A 20,959-nucleotide genomic window follows, 5' to 3' on the forward strand; every position below is an offset into this window, starting at 1 on the left:
TTTTAAATGAGTTGACACGCCCCGATTTTGCCGATTGCCGCCACCGGGCGTGCGAGGGAAACGATTGGGCTGTTGACTTTGATTTCAAAATGCACTGACGCCGTTGGATGCGCTTTCAACGTAAAGTAGAGGGAAATGGAAGAGAGGGACAAAAGCAATGGACGGGGAAACAGAAGCGGGGCCAAAAGCAAAGGGCGGCTTCAGGGCGTCTGCCAGCCTGCCGATGCCGGCACAGACGACGCGGAAGCCGCACGCATCATTCGGCCGGTCCGCCGCCTGCCATTCCGGACAAGCGGGAACGGGCCTCGTCGGCGATTTCGCGCACGATGTGCGCGGCCGGCGTATCGCGGGTGAGCAGACGCAGCGCTTGACCTGCCCAAAGCGACATATATTGGGCATCGTTCCGCTCGGCCGCCGCTTGTCGAATCGGACCGGTGGCGGTATTCTGGCTCGGGAACGGCAGCGGCTCCAGACCAGACTGTTCCGCCGCCTCGATGAAGCGATTGCGAAGACCACGGGCCGGACGGCCGGAAAACCAGCGGGTAATGACCGTGTCGTCCTCGGATGCCGCCAACAGCGCTTCCTTGTATGCGGGATGGGCGCCCGATTCGGCCGCTGTCAGAAAGCGCGTTCCGAGCTGAACGCCTTGCGCGCCGAGCAGCAGCGCGGCCGCGAGGCCGCGGCCGTCCATGACGCCGCCGGCGGCGACGACCGGCGCCTTGACCCGGTCGGCGATCTGCGGCACGAGCGAGAACGTGCCGACAAGCGCGCCGTACGGGCGCCGGCTCGTATCGAACGTGCCCCGATGGCCTCCGGCGTCGCAGCCTTGGGCGACGAGAATCTCGCTGCCCGCCGCTTCGGCGGTCAGCGCTTCCTCGACCGTCGTCACCATCGTGGCGACGATCCGTCCCGCTTCGCGGGCGGCCCGCCCGAGCGGTTCGGGAAGCGGACCGAAGGCCGTGCTGATGACCGGCACGCCTTCTTCCAGCAGTACGGCGAATTGCCGTTCCAGCCTGTCGGGCGTGGCGGGCGGCGAGATGCCGGCCCGCGGCGCCAGATCGAGCTCCGCGCCGATCCGATCGAGTACCGGCTGCACTTCGGCATACCGCGAATAATCATCGCGCATCGGCGCGACAAACAGGTTGGCGGCAAACGGCTTGTCCGTCAGCCGCCTGACCGCGCGCACCGCTTCGCGGATCGCTTCGGGCTCCATGTAGGCCGCGCCAAGCGTACCGAGTCCGCCTGCCGCGGACACGGCGGCGACCAGCGAAGGGGTGGCCGGTCCTCCGGCCATGCCGGCTTGTATGATGGGCAGATCGATTCCGAGAAGCTCGCATAATGGGGTGTGCAGCGGGTCGCGTTTCAATTTGTCCAGTTCCTCCCTTGCCGCCATCGTTTCCTTCTATCGTATAAAACTCCGGCCGATAATGGAAATGTCGGATTCGCATAACGGATCATGCACGGCGGTTATATGTGCGAAACGGCCGTTTTCCGCCGGTACAGCTTGCGGTACCGGCCCGGCGGGATGCCGACTTCGCGCTTGAACGCCACGCTCAAATACTCGGCATGCCGAAAGCCGGCTCTGTCCGCGATCTCGGCAAGGGTCAGGTCGGTGTCGGCCAACAGCCGTTTGACATAGTTCAGCCGGGCGGAAATGATTTTTTTGTGCGGCGTTACGCCAACCGCTTTGCGGAACCGGTGTTCGAGCATTCTGCGGGATAGCGGAATTTCGTTCAGCAAGTCCTTGACCGTTATGCCTTCGCAGGCGTTGTTATGGATGAAGTCAAGCGCTTCCGATACGATTTGGTCTTCTTCGATAGAAGGGTCGGCTGGCGGACGTCCGTCCGGGCCAACCGGGCGGTCGTCATCCCGGAGTTCGCTTTGCCCGGCTATGATTCGGTCGAGCAGCAGCGCGGCGTTGTAACCGGCTTTCACGCTGTCCGGCATGACGGAAGAAGAGGGAGGGACAAGGTTTTCGCGCGCGTTTCGCTCCTGCAGGCCGCCGTCTGGCGCCTCTGTCTCCGGCACCGGAATCCGTGCCAGTTTACAAGCTTCCAGCAGCACGTCCGCAAGCGAAAAGACGAACCAGTGGGGATGCTCCCGTGCATACTGCCGGAGCCCTTGCAGCATTGCGGCATGCTGGTCTTTCGAGGCGTCGATCAACACGGCGACTGCCTTGTCGGAACAGAACGAAGAATCACCTTGCATCATGTGCCCGCGACCACCTTTACTGGATTGGTGTTGCCATACGGCCATTTTTGCCTGCGCGCGGATGAGGAATCGTAGGTGTAAAGTCATTCGTTCGGAGCGGACCGGTTTGGGAACCGGTTTACTAAATCGGTTAACCGAATTCTATCAAATCGGATTCCGGAAATCAAGGCAATTCCGGTTCGCCGTCATCCGGCACCATCACCGGCAGCCGCCGCGGAAAGCGGCGATGTAAAAAAACTCAATTTTTTAAGCGCAAAATCTCATTGACCTTGGAAACCGATTCCCAATATAATCGCGTTACAAATTGCTCCGGCTCTTTTGAGAGAAAACGGGATGCCGATCGAAAGACCCGATTCGAAATGATGCAGGAGAGCGGAGCTTATAACCAATAACGGAGGGATGCCCATGAAGAAAATGAAAGCGCTTATTATGCCGCTCGTTTTCCTTTCGGTTCTCATCGGGTTGCCGGCTTGCAGCGGAGGGGGGACGAAGACGACACCGGCGGGTTCCGCGGAGAATCCGGATCAGGGGGAGAAAATCGCGATCAGCTTCGCCTGGTGGGGAGACGCGAAACGTCATGAGAAGTACAACGCGATTGCGGATATGTACGAGAAAGAGCATCCGAACGTCAAAATCGAAAGGCAGTACGGCAGCTTCAACGACTACTGGGACAAGCTGGCGACCCAGACCGCGGGAGGCAACGCGCCCGACGTGATCGGCATGCACGCGACGTATGTGGCCGACTATGCGCAAAGAGGCGCGCTGCTCGAACTCGATCCGTATCTCGAGAACAAGACGATCGATTTGAGCGATTTTCCCGAAGCGGTACGGGAAGTCGGCAAAGTCGACGGGAAAACGGTCATGGTCGCGCAAGGCGTCACGATGACGGGGTGGGCGTACAATGCCGGAACGCTGGATAAGCTTGGCGTTCAGGCGCCGGATTTCAACTGGACCTGGGATGACTTCCACGCCAAGGCGGCCGAAATTCAAAAGGCGATCGGCGCAAGCGACGACCCGGACCGGTGGGCGGTGGTCGATGCCGGCGGCGATATTACGGGGCTGCAAGTGTTCGCTCGGCAGCGCGGCAAAGAACTGTTCGATGCCGACGGCAAGCTGGGCGTGACGAAAGAGGATGTGGCCGCCTGGTTCGCCATATGGGACCGGCTCCGCAAAGACAAGATGGCTCCGGATGCGGCAACGAGCGAGCAATATGCCAACGTCTCGCTCGATCAAAGTCTGTTCGTCAAAGGAAAAGTGATACTGGCCATATTCCCGTTCAATCAGATTCCGCTATACCAGCATTATGTGGACGGAGACGTTCAGGCGCTGCGCAGACCGGGTGATCCGGCAGGCCGGGAGGGCGAATTTGTGGAAGGCGCTTATCTTGCCGTTTCCGCCCGCTCGAAGCATCCGCAGGAAGCGGCCGATTTTATCAACTTTTTCGTCAACCGCGAAGAAGCGCAGAAGGTTTTCAAGCTGGAGCAAGGCGCGCTCGGTTCGACGAAAGGCAATGAAGCGATCAAATCGGAGCTGTCGCCGGCGGAACAGCGAACCCTCGACGCGATCCAGACCAGTCTGAAGACGGCCGGTACGATTCCGCTGCCGCCCAAAGGGCAGGGCGAGGTTCGCACGCTGCTGAGCGAAACGGCCCAGGAAATCGCCTTCGGGCAAAAGACGGTCGATCAGGGGGCGCAAAATTTCGTCGAGAAGGCCGCGGCCATTTTGAACCGATGACGGCTTTCGGGAGTGAAACGATGCAAACGATCAAAACGTTCTGGAAAAACAATTGGGTCGGTTATCTGTTCTTGTCGCCGTGGCTGCTCGGATTGCTCTGTCTGACCGCTTTTCCCATGGCCTTTTCGTTATATCTTTCCTTTACGAGATATGATTTGCTGACCGCTCCGCAATGGATCGGCTTTCAGAACTTTGCGGAAATGTTTCGCGACGCGAAATATATCAAAAGCGTGACGGTCACGCTGACGTATGTGCTGCTTGCCGTTCCGCTGTCTCTCAGCTTCGCGCTCGCCATCGCGCTGCTTTTAAATAAGGGGATCAGGGGGCTGAACGTTTACCGCGCGATTTATTACGTGCCTTCCCTGTTCGGCGGCAGCGTCGCCATCGGCCTGCTGTGGCGCCAAATTTTCGGCGGGGACGGCTTGATCAACGGCCTTCTCGGGCGGCTCGGCATCGAAGGAACGAACTGGATCGCTTCGCCGGGCACGGCGTTATATACGCTTATTGTGTTGTCGGTATGGCAGTTCGGCTCCTCGATGGTCATTTTTTTGGCCGGTCTGAAGCAAATTCCGTCCGATCTGTACGAGTCGGCGAGAATCGACGGGGCGGGCGCGGCAAGGCAGTTTGCGCATGTGACGTTTCCGCTGTTGACCCCGATCGTTTTTTTCAATCTGGTCATGCAGATCATCCATGCCTTTCAGGCTTTCACCCCGGCCTATGTGGTGAGCGGCGGGAGCGGAGGACCGCTTCATTCCACCTTGTTCTACACGCTCTATTTGTACCAGAAAGGCTTTACGCAGTTCGATATGGGCTACGCCGCCGCCATGGCCTGGGTGCTGCTGCTTGCGATCGCATTTATCACATGCCTGGTCTTCGTGACATCCGGTAAGTGGGTTCACTATCAGGAATAGAGGTGTTGCCAGTTGGTCATGAGCAGGACGTCAAAGCTGCTGCTGCATGTCGTGATTTTGGCCGGTTGTGTGCTTATGGCGTATCCGCTGGTGTGGATGTTCGTCAGCTCGTTCAAGCCGAACGCCGATATTTTCGCCAATCCGTCGCTGATCCCCCGGACCGTCACCTTCGAGCATTACAAGACGGGCTGGGCCGGACTTTCCGGCTATACGTTCGGCACGTTTTTCGTCAATACGTTCATCGTCGTCGCCTTCAGCGTGATCGGCACGCTTCTTTCCTGCTCCATGGCCGCATACGCCTTCGCGAGGCTGGAGTTCGCACTGAAAAAGACGTTTTTCGCGGTCATGCTGATGACGCTTATGCTGCCGTTTCACGTTACCGTCATTCCGCAATACATCATGTTCAACCGGTTCGGCTGGATCAATACCTATTTGCCGCTGACGGTTCCCAAATTTTTCGCCGTCGAAGCGTTCTTTGTTTTTCTCATCGTGCAGTTCATCCGCTCCTTGCCCAAGGAACTGGACCAGGCGGCGAAAATCGACGGCTGCGGACCGATCCGCATGTACGGGTATCTGATCGTCCCGCTTACGTTGCCGGCGCTGATCACGACCGCGATTTTCACGTTCATCTGGACGTGGAACGATTTCTTCAGCCAGCTGCTCTATATAAGCGGAATTCAACTGTATACGGTAGCGCTTGGGCTGCGGATGTTTACCGATTCGTCCGGCGAAAGTTCGTGGGGAGCCTTGTTCGCGATGTCCATTTTGACGCTCGTGCCGGTGTTCGTCATGTTCATCTTCGCCCAGCGGTATTTGATCGAAGGCATCGCCGCAGGAGGAATCAAAGGGTAGCCGCGCTGGAAGCGGCATATTCCGCCAAGGGGGTGAACGCCGATTTCGGTTAACCGTTCATGAAAGTTCGCCTGGCGTCTTGATGCAGTCGTCTTTTCCGAATAACGATGATGAAAAGGAGTCGATGATCGATGGAACGTCAGCAGGATGACCGCAAGCAGCTGCTTGAGCTGTACAAAGATTTGCGCGTAACGGATGTGCGCGACGGGATGGACTGGGTAGGCTACCACGGCTTCGGTACCGTGCATCACGACGTGAAGCCGCTCTGGCGGACGAGAATCGTCGGTATAGCCCGCACGGTGCGCTACCTTCCTTACGAGGGTCCCATGCCGGGAAAAACGCCGGAAGAATATACGGCCTGGGTGAAATGGTATTACCGTGAAGTATGCCACGATCCGTGGCAAGCGGATATTGTGGACGGCGATATTATGGTGATGGATGTCAGCGGTTGCGATGTCGGCATTCTCGGTTCCAATAACACGCTTGCGGCGCTCAAGAAAGGATGCAGAGGCTACATTACGAACGGCGGCGGGATTCGGGATACGGACGAAGTGATCATGCAGAAAATTCCGGTATGGTCGAAATTCGTTTCCCAGGGGATGGATCAGACGCGCATTCGCTTCGATGCCAAGGACGTTCCGGTCGCGATCGGCGGAGTGGCCGTTTATCCGGGTGACATCGTCGTGGCCGATGGCGACGGCGTCGTCGTCGTCCCGCGCAAAATCGCCTACGACGTCGCCAAGTACGCGCATCAGGAGCTGTCCGGCGACAAAGCCGGACGCAGAAGGCTGTACGAGGAGCTGGGCTGGGAACTGGACGCTACCGTGCTGTAAATCGCGGGCAAGCAGCGAGAGCTAATAGCCGTCTATTAGCTCTCATGCTTTGCGCGAAGGGAGAGGCGATGAAATTGAAACGTGTCGGATTTATCGGCTTGGGCGCCATGGGATTGCCGATGGCCCGAAATTTGCTGAAGCATGGTTACGAGGTGCAGGTGGCGGTTCACCGCAATCCGCGTCCGGTCGAAGAGCTGCGAAGCCTGGGCGCCGCGGTTCATCCTCATCTGGAACATGTCGCCTTGAACAGCGAGGCGTTGATCAGTATATTGCCTGCCGACCGGGAAATGGAGCAGGTGCTTCTGGACGAAAGCATCGCGGGCGCGTTGCCGGCGGACTGCATCCTGATCGAAATGACGTCCGGATCTCCGGCGACGATGAAAGCGATCCATGCGGCGTACAGCGAAAGAGGCATCCGCGTGCTCGACGCTCCCGTAAGCGGCGGGACGGCCGGAGCGGAGAACGGTACGCTTACCGTCATGGCCGGCGGCGACGAAGACGTGCTCGACGAGGTCCGTCCGCTGCTGGCAGCGATGGCCGGGAACATTTGGCGGGTCGGTCCCGTCGGCGCCGGCAAGGCGGTCAAAGCGATCAACCAGATGCTGGCCGGCATTCATATGATCGCTTCCGCCGAAGCGCTGGCTCTGGCCGGGAAGCTCGAGATCGACCCGGAAACGCTGGTACGGGTCATCGGCAGCAGCTCGGGCGCGTCCTGGATGCTGCTGAACAAGTGGGAGACGATCGTCAAGCGGGACTTCAAGCCGGGATTCAAACAGCGCTTGATGAAGAAGGATGTGCAAATCGCCGTCGAGGAAGGAAGGGACCTGCCTTTGCCGCTGGCCCATCTCGCCTTGCAGCTGTACAACATGACGGGGAAGCAAATCGGGGAACAGGATTTCTCCGCGATTGCCGGCTATATTCTGGGGGATGAATAAGGCTATGGAAAATCTCGGATTTCGCATTTTTCCGCTGGAAAACCGGCCGCCGGCAACCGTGCTGGAACGGTTCAAGGCTGCCACCGCTTCTCTGATCAGCGATAACATGAACCGCATGCACGGCGCCGGTGCCGATCTGCGTCCTTGCCATGCCGGCGGCATTCTGCTCGGGCCGGCCTTTACCGTCAGGACGCGGTCGGGAGACAATTTGATGGTGCATAAGGCGATCGACATGGCGGAGCCGGGCGATGTCATCGTCGTCGATGCGGGCGGCGATACGACGCAGGCGATTGTCGGGGAAATTATGCTGCGGCTCGCCAGGAAGAAAGGAGTGGCGGGCTTTGTTATCGACGGGGCGATACGCGATTCGAAGGCGTTCCTCTCGCACAATTACCCGTGCTACGCCAGGGGCGTGACGCATCGCGGCCCGTTCAAGGAGGGACCGGGGGAAATCAACGTGCCCGTCACGGTCGGCTGTATGGTCGTGCACCCGGGAGACATTATATTCGGCGACGAGGACGGGGTCGTCGCGGTGCCGCAAGCGCACGCGGAGCGGCTGATGGACAAAGTCGAAGAGCAGCTGCGGCGCGAGCGGGAGACGATGCTCGCGATTGAGAACGGAACGGCGGACCGCGCATGGGTGAACGAAACGATTCGGCGCAAAGGATGCAGGCTGCCATGATCCGCCGTTACGATTGGCAGAAGCTTGCGCAGTATTGCGCCGGTTTGTTCACGGCTGCGGGCGTTTCCCGGGAGCATGCGGACATTATCGCGGAATCGCTCGTGCAAGCGGATCTCCGGGGAATCGATTCCCACGGCGTCGTACGGGCGGATATTTACCTGAAGCGGCTGGAAGCGGGCATGATGAACGCCGACGGGCAGATGTTCGCAAGGACGACGGGCACCGTTACGCTGCTGGACGGGAACAACAATCCGGGAGCCGTCGTCGGAACGAGGGCGCTCGAATTGGCGCTTGAAGGCGCCAGGCGCAACGGCAGCGCGGTCGTCGGCGTCAAGCGGTCCAATCATTTCGGCACCTGCGCCTATTACTTGCTGAAAGCCGTTCAGCGGGATACGATTATGATCATTATGTCGAATGCGTCGCAAACGATGCCGCCGACCGGCGGGCTGCGCCCGTTCATCGGCACCAATCCGTTGGCCGTAGGCGTGCCGGCCGGCCGCCGGCTTCCGTTTATTCTCGACATGGCCACAAGCGTCGTGGCTAGAGGCAAAATTATTGTCGCCGCCCAAAAGGGCGAGAGCATCCCGCCCGGCTGGGCGATTGACAAATACGGCAATCCGACCACCGACGCCAACGCTGCGCTGGAAGGATCGGTTTTGCCGATGGGGGGCGCGAAAGGATACGGCATCTCCCTGTTTATCGATCTGTTGTGCGGCGTATTGACCGGTGCGGGCTTCGGCCGTTATGTGAACAATATGTACGAAAATTGGGACGAGCCGCAAAATGTGGGGCATATGTTCATCGCGTTCGATATCGGCAAGTTTATGCCGACCGAGCTGTTCAAGGAGCGGGTGGACCGCTATATCGAGGAAATCAAGGCCGAGCCGCGGGCGCCGGGCGTTAGCGAAATTTTGATTCCCGGAGAGCTGGAGCACCGCAAGACGCTGGAGCGGAAGAGCTGCGGGATCGCCCTGCCGGCTTCCGTCGAGACGGAACTGCAAGGCTGGGGGGAGCGTTTCGGTCTCGACTTGTCCTCGGCGCTTCTGGAAGAAAGTCCATATTCGCGATAGAGGGAGAAGATGCGGCATGTTGTGGAATCGGATATTCCGGTACGAGCTTCCGACGGCGATCGAATTCGGCAACGGAGCGGTAAGGGAGCTTGCTTCACACGTGAAACGGCTGAACGGGACGAAGGTTCTGCTGGTCAGCGATCCGGGCGTGCAGAAGGCGGGTATGACCGACCGTCTGACGGACGTGCTGGCGGATGCCGGCATTCCCTATACGATCTTTAACGATATCGAAGCGGATCCGGACATTGAGGGGGTGATGCGGGCGAAAGAGGCTGCCGCCGCCACGGGCTGCGACTGCGTCGTCGGGCTCGGTGGCGGCAGCGCTCTCGATACGGCCAAAGCGGCCGCCCTCATGCTCGGCAACCGCGGTCATATCCGCGATTATGTCGGCATCGGCAAGGTGCCGGGGAAGGGCGCGCCGATGATCGCCGTTCCGACGACGGCGGGGACGGGAAGCGAGCTGACCGTCTGGTCGGTGCTTTCCGACAAGCAAGCGAAGGCGAAGCTTAGCGTCGGCAGCACGTACAACTGCCCGGACGTCGCATTGTGCGACCCGGAGCTTACGGTATCGCTGCCCGCCCATATTACGGCGGCCACCGGTATGGACGCCTTGACGCATGCGCTGGAATCGTTCGTCAACAAAGCGACGCAGCCCATATCCGAAGGGCTGTCCATCCAATCGATGAAGCTGATCGCGCGCAGTCTCCGCACCGCGGTCGCGCAAGGGGAAAATCTCGAGGCGCGGTACGACATGCTGATGGCCAGCCTGATCGCGGCGATGGCGTTCAATCCGACGAGGCTCGGTCTGGCTCATGCGCTGGCCATTCCGCTCGGCGCCCATTTTCATATTCCGCACGGGCTGGTCAATGCCATTCTTCTTCCGGTCGTGATGCAGTACAACCTGATCGGCAATCTGGCGAAATTCAAGGAAATCGCGCAAATTTTCGGCATGCCGGTCGAAGGCATGTCGCCGCGGGAAGCGGCCGAGCAGGCGGTCGTCGCCGTACGCGAGCTGAAGCGGGACGTGGGCATTCATCAGACGTTGGCGGATTTCGGCGTGACGGAGCAAGATCTGGACACGATCGCGGCGGAAGCGATGACTTCGGGCAATGTCCCGGTCAACCCGCGCAGGCCGACGCTGGAAGATCTGAAGCAAATTTGCCGCGATGCGATGGCATAACGCGAAGGGGAGGGGAGCCGAAATGAACGGAAATCCGATGAAAAGCTGGCTTGACGCGAATGGCGGCCGCACTTACCGCAATTATATTGACGGCGCCTGGACGGAGAGCGCCGGCGGCCTTACGTATCCGGTATACGAAGCGGCTCGTCCGTCCCGGCGAATCGGCGATTTTCCGGACTCGAACGGGGAGGATGTGAATCGGGCAGTGCTGTCCGCACATCGGGCGTTCGCTTCATGGCGCAATACGCCGGCTCCGGTACGGGCCGGCATTTTGAACCGTTTTGCCGATTTGCTGGAAAGCGACCGGGAGGAGCTCGCCTACAGGATTTCCGCCGAGCAGGGGAAGGCGCTGGCCGAATCGCTCGGCGAGGTGCGGCGGGCCGCGAATGAGGCGCGCTTCTCCGCAGGCGAGGCGTTTCGCGTCGAAGGATACCGTATGCCGAGCGAGGACGGGCAGATCGGCGTCAGCGTCATCCGCTATCCGATCGGTGTCGTGGCGGCGATCGCGCCGTGGAATTTTCCGGTCGTTACGCCGGTCCGCAAAATTGCGCCGGCGCTCGCCTACGGATGCACGGTCGTGTTCAAGCCGGCTTCGGCCACGCCATGGTCCGCCGTGCGCTTGATGGAGCTGCTGGCCGAAGCCGGCCTGCCCGGAGGGGTCGTCAATATGATACTGGGCGCCGGCGGCAAGGTCGGCGATCCGCTCGTCTCCCATCCTCTCGTGAGCGGCATCAGCTTTACCGGCTCGACCGCTCTCGGCCTGCGCATTAACGGCATCGCCGCTTCGCGTCTGGCGAAGACGCAGCTCGAGCTGGGCGGGAAAAATGCGGCGATCGTGCTGGATGACGGCAATCTGGCTTACGCCGCGGAGCAAATCGTCCAGGCCGCATTTGCCTGCTCGGGACAGCGCTGCACGGCGATCAGCCGGGTGATCGCGCTCAAGGACATTGCGGCCAGACTGACCGATTATATTATGGAACGGATGAGGGAGATCCGCGTCGGGCCGGCCTGGAAGGACGGCGTGACGATGGGACCGCTCATCGACCGCCGGCATTTCGAATCGGTCATGCGCTATATCGAAACAGGGAAGCGCGAAGGAGCGGTTCTCGCCTGCGGCGGCGATCGCCTCGCCATCGAGAGTGAAGACGGGGACGAGGCCGGTTATTATGTGGCTCCGACGCTGTTTACCGGCGTGACCGGGCAGATGACGATCGCCAGGGAGGAAATATTCGGTCCCGTGCTGTCCGTCCTGGAAGTCGACGATTGGCAGGAAGCGGTCGATACGGCCAACGGCACCGACTACGGGCTTGCCGCATCCGTCTTTACGAATCGCCCCGACGTTGCGCTGGCGATGACGGAGCTGCTCGAGTGCGGCATGGTTCACCTGAACCACGGTACCGCGAGCCAGGCTCATGTGCCGTTCGGCGGCGTGAAAAAATCGGGGTTCGGTCCGTACTCGATCGGTCATACGAATCAGGAATTTTTCACGAATATGAAAGCCGTATACGCCAAATCGGAACATTTACGTTGACGAAAGCCCGGCGTGAAGTGTAATTTAGTTGTGAAAGCGAAAGTAAACCGTTTTCCAAACGAATGTCGTATCCGCGCGATTCTATCTTGTAGGAATGGTGATGATGAAAGTTACAATTACGGATGTGGCGAAAAAAGCCGGCGTTTCCAAAACGACCGTCTCGAGAATTATTAATCACAACTACGCTCATACGACGGAAGAGACGCGGCAAAGAGTGCTCGACGTCATCAAGGAACTGGACTACCGGCCGAACGCGCTTGCCAAAGGGCTGAAGTCGTCGCAAACGAACGTTATCGGAATGGTACTGTCCAATCTGAAAAATCCGTTCTGGACTTCGGTTCTGGAAGGCGTCGAGGACGCCACCCGCAATCAGGGCTTTCACCTTATGATATGCAATTCGGACGAGGAGCCGGAGAAAGAGGAGCAATATATCCGCGAGTTCCGGATGCGGCAAGTGGACGGCATTGTGATCAACCCTACCGTTCGGAATCCGGATTTTTTCCGGCAGCTGGTCGATTCCCGCTACCCGCTTGTCGTGATCAACCGCAAGCTTCCGGGCCTGAACGTGAACAATGTCGTCATCAATAACGTGAAAGGCGCCTCGATGGCCGTCCGGCATCTGCTGAACAACGGCAAGCGGAACATCGCCGCCGTCACGTACCGGAACGAGCATGTCAGCACCTGGAAGGAACGGATTCAAGGCTACCGGACAGCGCTGCTGGACAGCGGGTATGCCGCCGAAGACCTTCGGATCGTCGAAGCCGAGCAGGACAGCGGCAAGATCAAGGAAGCGACGCTCCGCTTCCTGCGCGAGCATCCGGACACCGATGCCGTATTTTCCACCAACAACATGATTACGCTGGAAGTGATGGATGCGATACGCGAGCTCGGACTCAGCATTCCCGAGCGGATAGCGGTCGTCGGCTACGACGAAACCGTCTGGGCGAAGCATCTGAATCCGCCGCTGACCACCATTCGGCAGCCCGGCTATCAAATGGGGCAAATCGCCACGAACATGCTGATCGAAGCGATCAGGACGAAAAACGAGACGGAACCGAAGCAGATCGTGCTGGAGCCGGAACTCATCGTTCGCCGATCGAGCGGCGCGGCCGAATAAGCCGGAAAGGGGGAGAAGGATGGATACCGGAAAGCAAGGAGCGATCGCGCCGACTGTGCTCGTGGAAGCGGACGGCAGAAAATGGTACCGGAGAAAGCGAAATATCGCGCGGATCGGCATCGTGCTGTTCTGGCTCGCATCGAGCGCCGTCATATTCGCAATGTACGAATCGATCGAACGGACCGTATTGTGGAGCGAGATCAGCATGGCCTGCGCTGCGCTGCTCATCTTCAGTTTCTTCGTGTCCTACGCGTATCGGATCGCCCGAACGACACGACTCGTCAAATCCCGATTCCTCTGGCTGTTGGCCGTCGTTCTCGGCGTCATGGTGCTCTACATATTGCTGATGGCGGGGCAAGCGCTGCTGGACATCGCCGCAGGGCCGGTCGAGAAGCAAATTACGGTGGCCGACCGGTGGGATCCGAGGCGGGGAGGAGACAACATTACGACAACGGACGGCGGCCGCTACGAACTGTTTTCGGAGAAGGTGGAGATGAGAATAGGCGGCACCTACAAGGTGATCATATTCCGTTACAGCCGCAAAATGGTCGGGTTGGAGCAGGTTGCGCCGTAATTTCATAATCGGGTTTTAACCGCAGCGTTTCGGTATGCTGCGGTATTTTTTTTCGGCTTTTCACGTTTTTCATGTAGCGGATTCGGAAATCGGACCGTCTATAGGGTATGGAGGTGGTCAACAGATGGCGAGGCCGGCCGGCCCAACTGACAAAACCCGATTTCCCGCGGAACCCTCCTTGGCGCTTGAGCGAATGATGAACGAATACGGCTCTTCCGTGCTGCGTACGGCCTATTTTTACTTGGGCGACCGGCATCTGGCCGAAGATATCAGCCAGGAAGTTTTCCTCCGGGCTTATCGCAACTGGACGTCATTCCGCGGCGACAGCAGCGTGAAAACATGGCTGACCGCCATTGCGATCAACGCATGCCGGGACAAACTCGGATTGAAAATGACGCGGGAGCAGCCGACGGATCCGGTTTTGATGCCCGGTGCCGCCCTGCGCAGCGTCGAGGAAGAAGCGCTGGAGCGACTGGATCAAACGACCATTTTGAAATATATCGTCAAACTGCCCGCACATTATCACGAGGTCATTTACTTGTACTACTACCTTGACCTGGGAACCCGGGAAATCGCCGAAGCGACCGGCACGCCGGAAGGCACCGTCCGCGGCAGGCTGCACCGGGCAAGGGAGCTTCTGAGCGAATGCCTGGCAAAGGAGGGGCTCGCATAATGACACGACAGGACAGGGAGATCCGGATGCGGGTGAAACTGGAAGCTGACGATATGCTTTTCGCGAATCTCCATTTCGACGAGGAGATGAAGGCGAAGGTGAGGCGTATTGCCGCCCTGGATAAGGAAACGTCCGTTCCGACTCAAGAGCGGCGGCCTTGGAAGCGCAACGCATGGATGGCGGGAGCGATCGCCGCGGCCATCATCGGGTTACTGCTCGTTGTCGCGCCGATGCTCGTCGATGGGCCGGCGGGCGGCAAGACGCCGGGCGAACCGCAGACGCCGGGCACCTTCATCGGCGGTGCGGACGGCGGCGACGGGCCGACAGGCCCTTCCGCAAACGAACCGCGGGTGGTGAATGGCTACGAAGAAGCCGGCCGCGCATTCGGCGAAGGGCTGCTCATCCCTTCCTATATTCCGGACGGGTTCTCTCTTTACGAGATCAGCGTAACGGGACCGGAAGACGGGGAGGCGACGGATGCCGTATTCAGCTACGTGGCGGGAAATCGTTCGTTCGGCGTATTCGCGCAAAAGAACAATGAAGATATGCCGGCTGCCTACGATGAGGAGATCGACGTGAACGGCTCCGCCGGATATTTGATTGCCGGGCCGCCGATGTCGGATGAAGGGCAGTCGGTGCCGAACGTCGAGCTTCACTGGCGCTTGAACGGCGTTCATTACATGCTCTCCGGAAATTTGACCGGCGAAGAAGCCGCCGCGGTAGCCCGATCGATGGAACCGTATGGCGAAAAGCCGGAAAAATAAACCAGAAGAAAAATGAGGAGGTCTATCATCATGAAACAAGAGATGAAGAAACGTTGGGCTAAAGTGATCGTATCGGCGGGCTGCATGTTCGTGTTGGCTGCCGGTTCCGTATGGGCCGTCCCGGAAAACGCCGCTTCCCCGCGAGCTTCGGTCGCGGCGGCGACCGAGGACGAACTTTCGGCGAAGCAAGCCGAGATCGATGCGTACGTTTTTGGAACGGGACAGGAAGACATCGCCGAGCAAGGGTTCTCGATTACGCATACCGGCGTGGTCGGCGGCATGGTGGAGGTCGGCATTACGCCTTACGACGAGACGTATGCGGATTTCCTCTATGAGAAGTTCGGCCGGGAATCGGTCGTAGTCGTAGAAGGAGAGCAGGCGGTTCTGTTCGGAGCGGCCGGCGGTACGGCGCAGGCCGGCGATGCAGGTGCCGCGGGCGCCGCAGGGCAAGCTGCGGCCGGTACGGCGCAGATTGACGATACGGCCGACGCCGTCCAAGCCGCCGCCGCTGCCGACGCCGGCGCCGGCGATTCGGGGCAATCGCCGAACGTCATACTGCTGGCGCTGGTCGCCGCTGCCGCGCTCGTTGCCGGCCTGCTCTTTGCCGCCCGCAAGAAGCTGTTCACGCGCGGCTCTTAACCGGTTCGGCCCGAAACCATAACGGCATCAAGCCTTCTGATCAGTCGGATAACGGCTGATCGAAGGCTTTTCGTTATTTTCACATTCCAGCAGGCAGGAACGGCGTTTATCATGGCGAATGATGAGTACGTTGGGCCATTAGCCATTATGCGAAGGAGGAATTACCGGCATGCTCGTTCATTTTCTCGGTACGGCTGCTTTTGAAGGGATACCGTCCCTGTTCTGCACCTGTGAACTGTGCGTCAAGGCGAAAGCGGCAGGAGGCAAAAATATCCGTACCCGCACCTCCGTCTTGTTCGACAATGAATTGAAGGTCGACTTCCCTCCGGATACGCTGCTGCATATGCTGCGGGACGGGATCGACATGGAGGACATGAAGGATCTCATCATCACGCATACCCACTCCGACCATCTGTATCCGGACGATCTGGTGGCGCGACTTCCGGGTTACGCGCAGGCGAAGGATCATACGATTCATGTGTACGGCAACGATGCGGCGATCCGCATCATTCACGATACGCTCGTCCTGAACGGCGGCGATCACGGCAAATTCGAATTGCACCGCGTCAGGCCGTTCGAACGGACCGAGCTGCGGACGGCCGTCGTGACAGCGCTTCCCGCCTCGCATAATCCGATGGAAACCTGCTACGTTTATTACATAGAGAAAAACGGCAAAACGGTATTTTACGGTCACGACAGCGGAAGATTTCCCGAGGAAACGTGGCGCTGGCTGGAAGGGAAGCCGGTCGATCTGGCCATACTGGAATGTACGATGGGGAATATTCCGTACGATGTCGGCCATATGAACGTCGATGCCGTTTTGGACGCGCAGAAGCGGATGGCGGAGACCGGCATGCTGCGAGCCGGCGCCAAAATTGCCGTGACCCATTTTTCGCATAATGCGCATCTGCTTCATGAGGACCTGACCGATATTTTTGCGCCGCACGGCATCGAAGTCGCCTTCGACGGCATGCGTCTTGAAATTTAGAGCGGCATTTGCGGTGCCGGCGCCCGCTGGTCGGCACCGATTCCGTTCATAAGGAGTGACTAAAAATGAAGCAAGAGATTATCGAGCGGTTTATCCGTTATGTCCGGGTGGATACCCAGTCGGATGACAACAGCCAGACCGTTCCGTCCACACCGGGACAGCTTGAGCTTGGCCGGCTGCTCGCGGAGGAGCTGGCCGCGATCGGCCTGTCGGACGTCACGATGGATGCGAACGGCTATGTCATGGCGACCTTGCCCGCCAATACGGACAAGAATGTGCCGGTCATCGGCTTTCTGGCCCATCTGGATACGTCCCCGGCGATGACCGGCCGCAATGTGAATCCGCAAATTCATCATGATTACGACGGCAAGCCGATTGTGCTGAACGAGCGGCTAGGCGTCGTCCTGTCGCCGGAGCAATTTCCCGAGCTGTCCTCGTATAAAGGCCATACGCTTATTACGACCGACGGCACGACGCTGCTCGGCGCGGACGACAAGGCGGGCATTGCGGAAATTATGACCGCGATGGCGTATTTGCGGAGCCACCCGGAAATCCGGCACGGCACGATCAGAGTGGCGTTCACACCCGACGAGGAAATCGGCCGCGGCCCCGCGCATTTCGACGTGCAAGCTTTCGGCGCGGCCTATGCCTACACGGTCGACGGCGGTCCGCTGGGAGGACTGGAATATGAAAGCTTCAACGCGGCGATCGCCAAATTGACCTTTCAAGGAACGAGCACGCATCCCGGAACGGCCAAAGGGAAGATGGTCAATGCCTGCAAGCTGGCGATGGAATTCCACGGGCAGCTGCCGGAGCTGGAGTCGCCGGAATATACGGAAGGCTACGAAGGCTTCTACCATCTTGTGGCGATGGGCGGCGATGTCGAGCGGGCCGCATCCGAATATATAATCCGCGACTTCGATCATGACAATTTCGAAGCCCGCAAGCGAACGTTCAAGGCGATTGCCGAGAGAATGCGGCAAAAATACGGCGACAACCGGATAAATCTGGAGATGCGGGACCAGTACTACAATATGCTGGCCAAGATCGAGCCGGTCAGGGAAATTGTCGACATCGCCTGCGAGGCGATGGAAAACGTCGGGATCAAGCCGCACATTCAGCCGATACGCGGCGGAACGGACGGCTCGCAGCTGTCCTATATGGGGCTACCGACGCCGAACCTGTTTACCGGCGGCGAAAACTATCACGGGAAGTTCGAATATATTTCGGCGGACAATATGGAGAAAGCGGTCCGGGTCATTGTGGAAATCGCGCGTCTGTTCGAGGAAAAGGCAACCTGAATGCAGCGGCGGCAGGCGGATCGGCGGACACGGTCTTCACCGTAACCTCCGCGGGTTGGGCGGCATACGGTAATAAAAACGCCTATACGCTGGAGGATTTCCAATGTCCATCAAACCGCCGATACTAAGACCCGGCGCCACGGTCGGCATCGTCACGCTGGGAAGCCCGCTTCGCGCGGACATTATCGATGCCCGGATCCGAACGCTCGAGGAGATGGGCTTTCGCGTTGTGCTGGGAAATTATGTGTATGCGGCAGACGGATTTCTGGCCGGGACCGACCGCGAGCGCGCTTCCGATTTTATGATGATGATCGAAGATCCCGATGTGGATCTGATTCTTCCAGTGCGCGGCGGGGTCGGAGTGGCCGGCATATTGCCGTATCTGGACTACAACGCGATTGCCCGGAACCCGAAAATCGTGACGGGCTACAGCGATATTACGGTGCTGCTCAACGCACTTTATCAAATAACCGGCTTGATCACGTTTCACAGCCTGCTGCTTATCAGCTTTACGGCGGCCGAGCCCGCTTACAATTTCAATCAATTTTTCGAGGCGACATCGGTCGAAGCGGCTGTCAGACCGATTACCAATCCGCCCGGAATGCCGCTAATCGGCCGAGTTCCCGGCAATGTGACCGGTCCGATCGTCGGGGGAAATTTGAGGTCGCTGACCGACACGCTCGGCACACCGTACGAAATCGATACGCGCGGCAAAATTTTGCTGCTCGAAGAAACGCATGAACCGATCAACGCGGTGTACCGCATGATCAATCAGCTGAAGCTGGCCGGAAAATTTCGCGACTGCCTCGGCATCGTCATGGGCGAATGCACGGGCTGCGAAGTCGCGTACGGCAAAACGTACGACGATCTGATCACGGAGTTCATCGTTCCGCTCGGCAAGCCGTTATTAACGAATCTCGCTTCGGGACACGGCTACTACAAGGCTGCCATTCCGATCGGAGCGGTCGTGCGGCTGGACGCGGCGGCCGGCGAGCTTACCGTTGTCGAGACTGTCGTGAGCTCGTCGTAACGGGGGAGATAAGGCGCTATGAGTTTACGGATCGTCATGCGCGGTCAGCAGCTTCGCATCGACCATATTTCGACCGACAGGCAGACCGGCCGGAAAGGGATGATCGCGCCGCTTCACCGGCATCCGGTTTTTCATCTGATGTACATTGCCGGAGGGGCGGGCCGCTTCGTCGTCAACGGCCGTGAATCCGAAGCTTCGGAAGGATTGCTCTATATTATTAATCCGAACGAATGGCATCAATTTGTCGGCAGCGAGCAGCAGCCGCTGGACAATCTGGAATGCACGTTCCTGCTCCGGAACGAGGACGACGAGCCGGAGGCGGCGAACTTCTTCGACTGGCTGGAGGAGAAGCGGGGCATTGCGTTTCCCGAAACGATCCGGAACGGCCCGATCCGCGTGCCCGACCGCTATCGGCCGTTTCTGCTCGAAGGGTATCGCAGACTGCTCGATCCGGCGAGCCGGTATATGATGTCGGACGAGCATATGTCGCTTATGGTTGCGGACCTGCTGCTCCGGATCGAGGAAACGGTATGGCAGATCGGCCGCGCGGATCGGCATGAACATGCAGGCGTGCGGGGCGGGAAGGAAGTCGACTTGCTGAAAGGCTATATGCGCGCCCATCTTGCCGACGCCTTGACGCTGGAGCGGCTGGCGCAGCTCGTTCATTGGTCTCCGAACTACTTGTGCCGCGTTTTCAAGGAGCATACCGGCATGGCGCCGATGGCGTATTTGCAATCGCTGCGCATGGCCGAAGCCGAGAAGCTGCTGCTGTATACCGATCTGCCCGTCTATGCCATATCCGACATGCTCGGTTATACGGACGCTTCCTACTTCGCCCGCGTCTTTCGCAGGCATCGCGGACGGCCGCCTGCCTCATATCGGATAAAATAGTCCGCATTTACCGCATGATCCTCCCTTCTGGCTGCGGGCACGCCCTGTTACAATGGGGGCAAATACGGCGAACCGGCCGCAAAGGGGAGGAAGGCAAGGCCATGAAACTGACGGTTGACCAAATTATCCGCTATCAGACGGAAGGCTATCTGATCGTCGAAGACGCGATCCCGCATGACGAGCTTAAGCCGGTTATGAACGAGCTGGCGCAGGAAATCGACAGAAGAAGCCGGATGCTTCACGCCGAAGGAAAATTGGCGAATCTGTACGAGGACGAGCCGTTCGAACGGCGCTATGCGCTCTTGTACGAACAATGCGCCGAGATCGGCCGGGGCTTCGATATTTCCGATTATCTGGGGGAGCAAATATTTCGTTTTATGAGCAGCGACAGTCTGCTCGATCTGGCCGAATGTTTGCTCGGCAGTGAGCTGAGCTGCAATCCGATCCAGCATGTCCGCGCCAAGCTGCCGTGGAAGCCCTCGGCGAACGCGTTCGAGAACGTGCCCTGGCATCAGGATTGCGCCGTGACGTCGGAAGATTCCGAAGCGTCGGACATCATTACATTCTGGGTGCCGCTCGTCGACGCGACGGCGGATACCGGCTGCATGGAGCTGATGCCCGGCGTGTTCAAGCAAGGGTATCTGCGGCACCAGGCGTCGGGCGGAACGACGATCGTTCCCGAGCTGCTGCCGGACGTCGAGCCGGTTCTGGCGGAATGCCGCAAGGGCGGGGTCGTCATCATGAACAAATATACGCCGCACAGAGGCATTCCGAACCGCTCCGGCATCGTGCGCTGGTCGATCGATCTCCGTTATCACAAGACGGGAGCGCGTTCCGGCAGGGACGGCCACCCTTCCTTTGTCGCAAGAAGCCGCGTCCGGCCGGATACGGTGTTAACGGACGTCGGGACATGGCGGACGATGTGGAGGGACGCGAAGCAACAGTCGTCCGAAGCGAAGCTTCATCGGGTATAGTCAGGCGCATCCTTAAGCTTGTCTCCTTGTCGCTGCGGCGGCGGCGGAGACAAGCTTTTTGACATTAAG

The 20,959-nt window shown here is 59.1% G+C and carries 21 protein-coding genes; 19 read left to right on the forward strand and 2 right to left on the reverse strand.

The annotated features are described in order from the left end of the window. Positions 1-256 precede the first annotated feature (256 nt). Entirely contained in the window at positions 257-1,393 is a 1,137-nt protein-coding gene (locus ABEV74_RS11920; protein ID WP_430146261.1) for an NAD(P)H-dependent flavin oxidoreductase, read from the reverse strand. A 74-nt stretch (positions 1,394-1,467) separates the two neighbouring features. Beyond that, entirely contained in the window at positions 1,468-2,211 is a 744-nt protein-coding gene (locus tag ABEV74_RS11925; RefSeq protein ID WP_430146262.1) for a helix-turn-helix domain-containing protein, read from the reverse strand. 405 nt (positions 2,212-2,616) lie between these two features. On the opposite strand from ABEV74_RS11925, the gene ABEV74_RS11930 reads away from it, so the two are divergent. From ABEV74_RS11930 to ABEV74_RS12020, 19 genes are all read left to right on the forward strand, one after another. Beyond that, positions 2,617-3,945, forward strand: coding sequence for an ABC transporter substrate-binding protein (locus tag ABEV74_RS11930; RefSeq protein ID WP_430146264.1), 1,329 nt, complete (start codon positions 2,617-2,619; stop codon positions 3,943-3,945). Positions 3,946-3,965: 20 nt separating this feature from the next. Continuing rightward, positions 3,966-4,856 (forward strand): carbohydrate ABC transporter permease, encoded by an 891-nt coding sequence (locus ABEV74_RS11935; protein ID WP_430146266.1) that lies wholly within the window; start codon positions 3,966-3,968, stop codon positions 4,854-4,856. 18 nt (positions 4,857-4,874) lie between these two features. Next, positions 4,875-5,708, forward strand: a complete 834-nt coding sequence (locus ABEV74_RS11940) for a carbohydrate ABC transporter permease (protein ID WP_062496882.1) — start codon at positions 4,875-4,877, stop codon at positions 5,706-5,708. A gap of 131 nt (positions 5,709-5,839) precedes the next feature. Continuing rightward, positions 5,840-6,541, forward strand: a complete 702-nt coding sequence (locus ABEV74_RS11945) for an RraA family protein (RefSeq protein ID WP_430146268.1) — start codon at positions 5,840-5,842, stop codon at positions 6,539-6,541. Between the two features lie 68 nt (positions 6,542-6,609). After that, positions 6,610-7,476, forward strand: a complete 867-nt coding sequence (locus ABEV74_RS11950) for an NAD(P)-dependent oxidoreductase (RefSeq protein WP_062493132.1) — start codon at positions 6,610-6,612, stop codon at positions 7,474-7,476. Positions 7,477-7,480: 4 nt separating this feature from the next. After that, positions 7,481-8,158 (forward strand): RraA family protein, encoded by a 678-nt coding sequence (locus ABEV74_RS11955; protein WP_430146270.1) that lies wholly within the window; start codon positions 7,481-7,483, stop codon positions 8,156-8,158. Further along, positions 8,155-9,228: an Ldh family oxidoreductase gene (locus tag ABEV74_RS11960; RefSeq protein ID WP_430146272.1), complete on the forward strand. Its 1,074-nt coding sequence runs from the start codon at positions 8,155-8,157 to the stop codon at positions 9,226-9,228. The genes ABEV74_RS11955 and ABEV74_RS11960 overlap by 4 nt, the downstream gene beginning before the upstream one ends. Positions 9,229-9,244: 16 nt before the next feature. After that, a complete protein-coding gene (locus ABEV74_RS11965) occupies positions 9,245-10,408 on the forward strand; it encodes an iron-containing alcohol dehydrogenase (RefSeq protein ID WP_430146273.1) in 1,164 nt (387 codons plus the stop codon). Between the two features lie 22 nt (positions 10,409-10,430). Beyond that, on the forward strand, positions 10,431-11,939 hold the full coding sequence (locus ABEV74_RS11970; protein WP_430146275.1) for an aldehyde dehydrogenase family protein: 1,509 nt from the start codon (positions 10,431-10,433) through the stop codon (positions 11,937-11,939). A gap of 100 nt (positions 11,940-12,039) precedes the next feature. Beyond that, positions 12,040-13,056: a LacI family DNA-binding transcriptional regulator gene (locus tag ABEV74_RS11975; RefSeq protein ID WP_430146277.1), complete on the forward strand. Its 1,017-nt coding sequence runs from the start codon at positions 12,040-12,042 to the stop codon at positions 13,054-13,056. A gap of 19 nt (positions 13,057-13,075) precedes the next feature. Continuing rightward, positions 13,076-13,630, forward strand: a complete 555-nt coding sequence (locus tag ABEV74_RS11980) for a hypothetical protein (protein WP_430146279.1) — start codon at positions 13,076-13,078, stop codon at positions 13,628-13,630. Between the two features lie 193 nt (positions 13,631-13,823). Then, the gene (locus tag ABEV74_RS11985) at positions 13,824-14,303 is read left to right on the forward strand and encodes a sigma-70 family RNA polymerase sigma factor (RefSeq protein ID WP_430146281.1); all 480 of its coding nucleotides are present in this window, start codon (positions 13,824-13,826) and stop codon (positions 14,301-14,303) included. Continuing rightward, positions 14,303-15,067, forward strand: coding sequence for a DUF4367 domain-containing protein (locus ABEV74_RS11990; RefSeq protein ID WP_430146283.1), 765 nt, complete (start codon positions 14,303-14,305; stop codon positions 15,065-15,067). Before ABEV74_RS11985 ends, ABEV74_RS11990 begins: the two co-directional genes overlap by 1 nt. A 30-nt stretch (positions 15,068-15,097) precedes the next feature. Then, entirely contained in the window at positions 15,098-15,706 is a 609-nt protein-coding gene (locus ABEV74_RS11995; protein ID WP_430146285.1) for a hypothetical protein, read from the forward strand. A 169-nt stretch (positions 15,707-15,875) separates the two neighbouring features. Next, positions 15,876-16,694, forward strand: coding sequence for an MBL fold metallo-hydrolase (locus tag ABEV74_RS12000; RefSeq protein WP_430146287.1), 819 nt, complete (start codon positions 15,876-15,878; stop codon positions 16,692-16,694). Between the two features lie 65 nt (positions 16,695-16,759). Then, a complete protein-coding gene (gene pepT, locus ABEV74_RS12005) occupies positions 16,760-17,995 on the forward strand; it encodes a peptidase T (RefSeq protein WP_213529138.1) in 1,236 nt (411 codons plus the stop codon). 103 nt (positions 17,996-18,098) lie between these two features. After that, positions 18,099-19,025, forward strand: coding sequence for a S66 peptidase family protein (locus tag ABEV74_RS12010; RefSeq protein WP_430146289.1), 927 nt, complete (start codon positions 18,099-18,101; stop codon positions 19,023-19,025). Positions 19,026-19,043: 18 nt separating this feature from the next. Beyond that, positions 19,044-19,916: an AraC family transcriptional regulator gene (locus tag ABEV74_RS12015; protein ID WP_430146290.1), complete on the forward strand. Its 873-nt coding sequence runs from the start codon at positions 19,044-19,046 to the stop codon at positions 19,914-19,916. Positions 19,917-20,017: 101 nt separating this feature from the next. Continuing rightward, positions 20,018-20,890: a phytanoyl-CoA dioxygenase family protein gene (locus tag ABEV74_RS12020; protein ID WP_430146292.1), complete on the forward strand. Its 873-nt coding sequence runs from the start codon at positions 20,018-20,020 to the stop codon at positions 20,888-20,890. The last annotated feature ends 69 nt before the right edge of the window (positions 20,891-20,959 follow it).

It is taken from the genome of Paenibacillus cisolokensis, from assembly GCF_050481165.1.
In the GTDB taxonomy this organism is placed as follows: Bacteria; Bacillota; Bacilli; order Paenibacillales; family Paenibacillaceae; genus Paenibacillus_AH; species Paenibacillus_AH cisolokensis.

Bases quoted from the DNA above. Each gene is read 5' to 3' on its own strand.
- ABEV74_RS11920 (WP_430146261.1), bottom strand. From the start codon at position 1,393: ATGGCGGCAAGGGAGGAACTGGACAAATTGAAACGCGACCCGCTGCAC.
- ABEV74_RS11925 (WP_430146262.1), bottom strand. From the start codon at position 2,211: ATGATGCAAGGTGATTCTTCGTTCTGTTCCGACAAGGCAGTCGCCGTG.
- ABEV74_RS11930 (WP_430146264.1), top strand. From the start codon at position 2,617: ATGAAGAAAATGAAAGCGCTTATTATGCCGCTCGTTTTCCTTTCGGTT.
- ABEV74_RS11935 (WP_430146266.1), top strand. From the start codon at position 3,966: ATGCAAACGATCAAAACGTTCTGGAAAAACAATTGGGTCGGTTATCTG.
- ABEV74_RS11940 (WP_062496882.1), top strand. From the start codon at position 4,875: ATGAGCAGGACGTCAAAGCTGCTGCTGCATGTCGTGATTTTGGCCGGT.
- ABEV74_RS11945 (WP_430146268.1), top strand. From the start codon at position 5,840: ATGGAACGTCAGCAGGATGACCGCAAGCAGCTGCTTGAGCTGTACAAA.
- ABEV74_RS11950 (WP_062493132.1), top strand. From the start codon at position 6,610: ATGAAATTGAAACGTGTCGGATTTATCGGCTTGGGCGCCATGGGATTG.
- ABEV74_RS11955 (WP_430146270.1), top strand. From the start codon at position 7,481: ATGGAAAATCTCGGATTTCGCATTTTTCCGCTGGAAAACCGGCCGCCG.
- ABEV74_RS11960 (WP_430146272.1), top strand. From the start codon at position 8,155: ATGATCCGCCGTTACGATTGGCAGAAGCTTGCGCAGTATTGCGCCGGT.
- ABEV74_RS11965 (WP_430146273.1), top strand. From the start codon at position 9,245: ATGTTGTGGAATCGGATATTCCGGTACGAGCTTCCGACGGCGATCGAA.
- ABEV74_RS11970 (WP_430146275.1), top strand. From the start codon at position 10,431: ATGAACGGAAATCCGATGAAAAGCTGGCTTGACGCGAATGGCGGCCGC.
- ABEV74_RS11975 (WP_430146277.1), top strand. From the start codon at position 12,040: ATGATGAAAGTTACAATTACGGATGTGGCGAAAAAAGCCGGCGTTTCC.
- ABEV74_RS11980 (WP_430146279.1), top strand. From the start codon at position 13,076: ATGGATACCGGAAAGCAAGGAGCGATCGCGCCGACTGTGCTCGTGGAA.
- ABEV74_RS11985 (WP_430146281.1), top strand. From the start codon at position 13,824: ATGATGAACGAATACGGCTCTTCCGTGCTGCGTACGGCCTATTTTTAC.
- ABEV74_RS11990 (WP_430146283.1), top strand. From the start codon at position 14,303: ATGACACGACAGGACAGGGAGATCCGGATGCGGGTGAAACTGGAAGCT.
- ABEV74_RS11995 (WP_430146285.1), top strand. From the start codon at position 15,098: ATGAAACAAGAGATGAAGAAACGTTGGGCTAAAGTGATCGTATCGGCG.
- ABEV74_RS12000 (WP_430146287.1), top strand. From the start codon at position 15,876: ATGCTCGTTCATTTTCTCGGTACGGCTGCTTTTGAAGGGATACCGTCC.
- pepT (WP_213529138.1), top strand. From the start codon at position 16,760: ATGAAGCAAGAGATTATCGAGCGGTTTATCCGTTATGTCCGGGTGGAT.
- ABEV74_RS12010 (WP_430146289.1), top strand. From the start codon at position 18,099: ATGTCCATCAAACCGCCGATACTAAGACCCGGCGCCACGGTCGGCATC.
- ABEV74_RS12015 (WP_430146290.1), top strand. From the start codon at position 19,044: ATGAGTTTACGGATCGTCATGCGCGGTCAGCAGCTTCGCATCGACCAT.
- ABEV74_RS12020 (WP_430146292.1), top strand. From the start codon at position 20,018: ATGAAACTGACGGTTGACCAAATTATCCGCTATCAGACGGAAGGCTAT.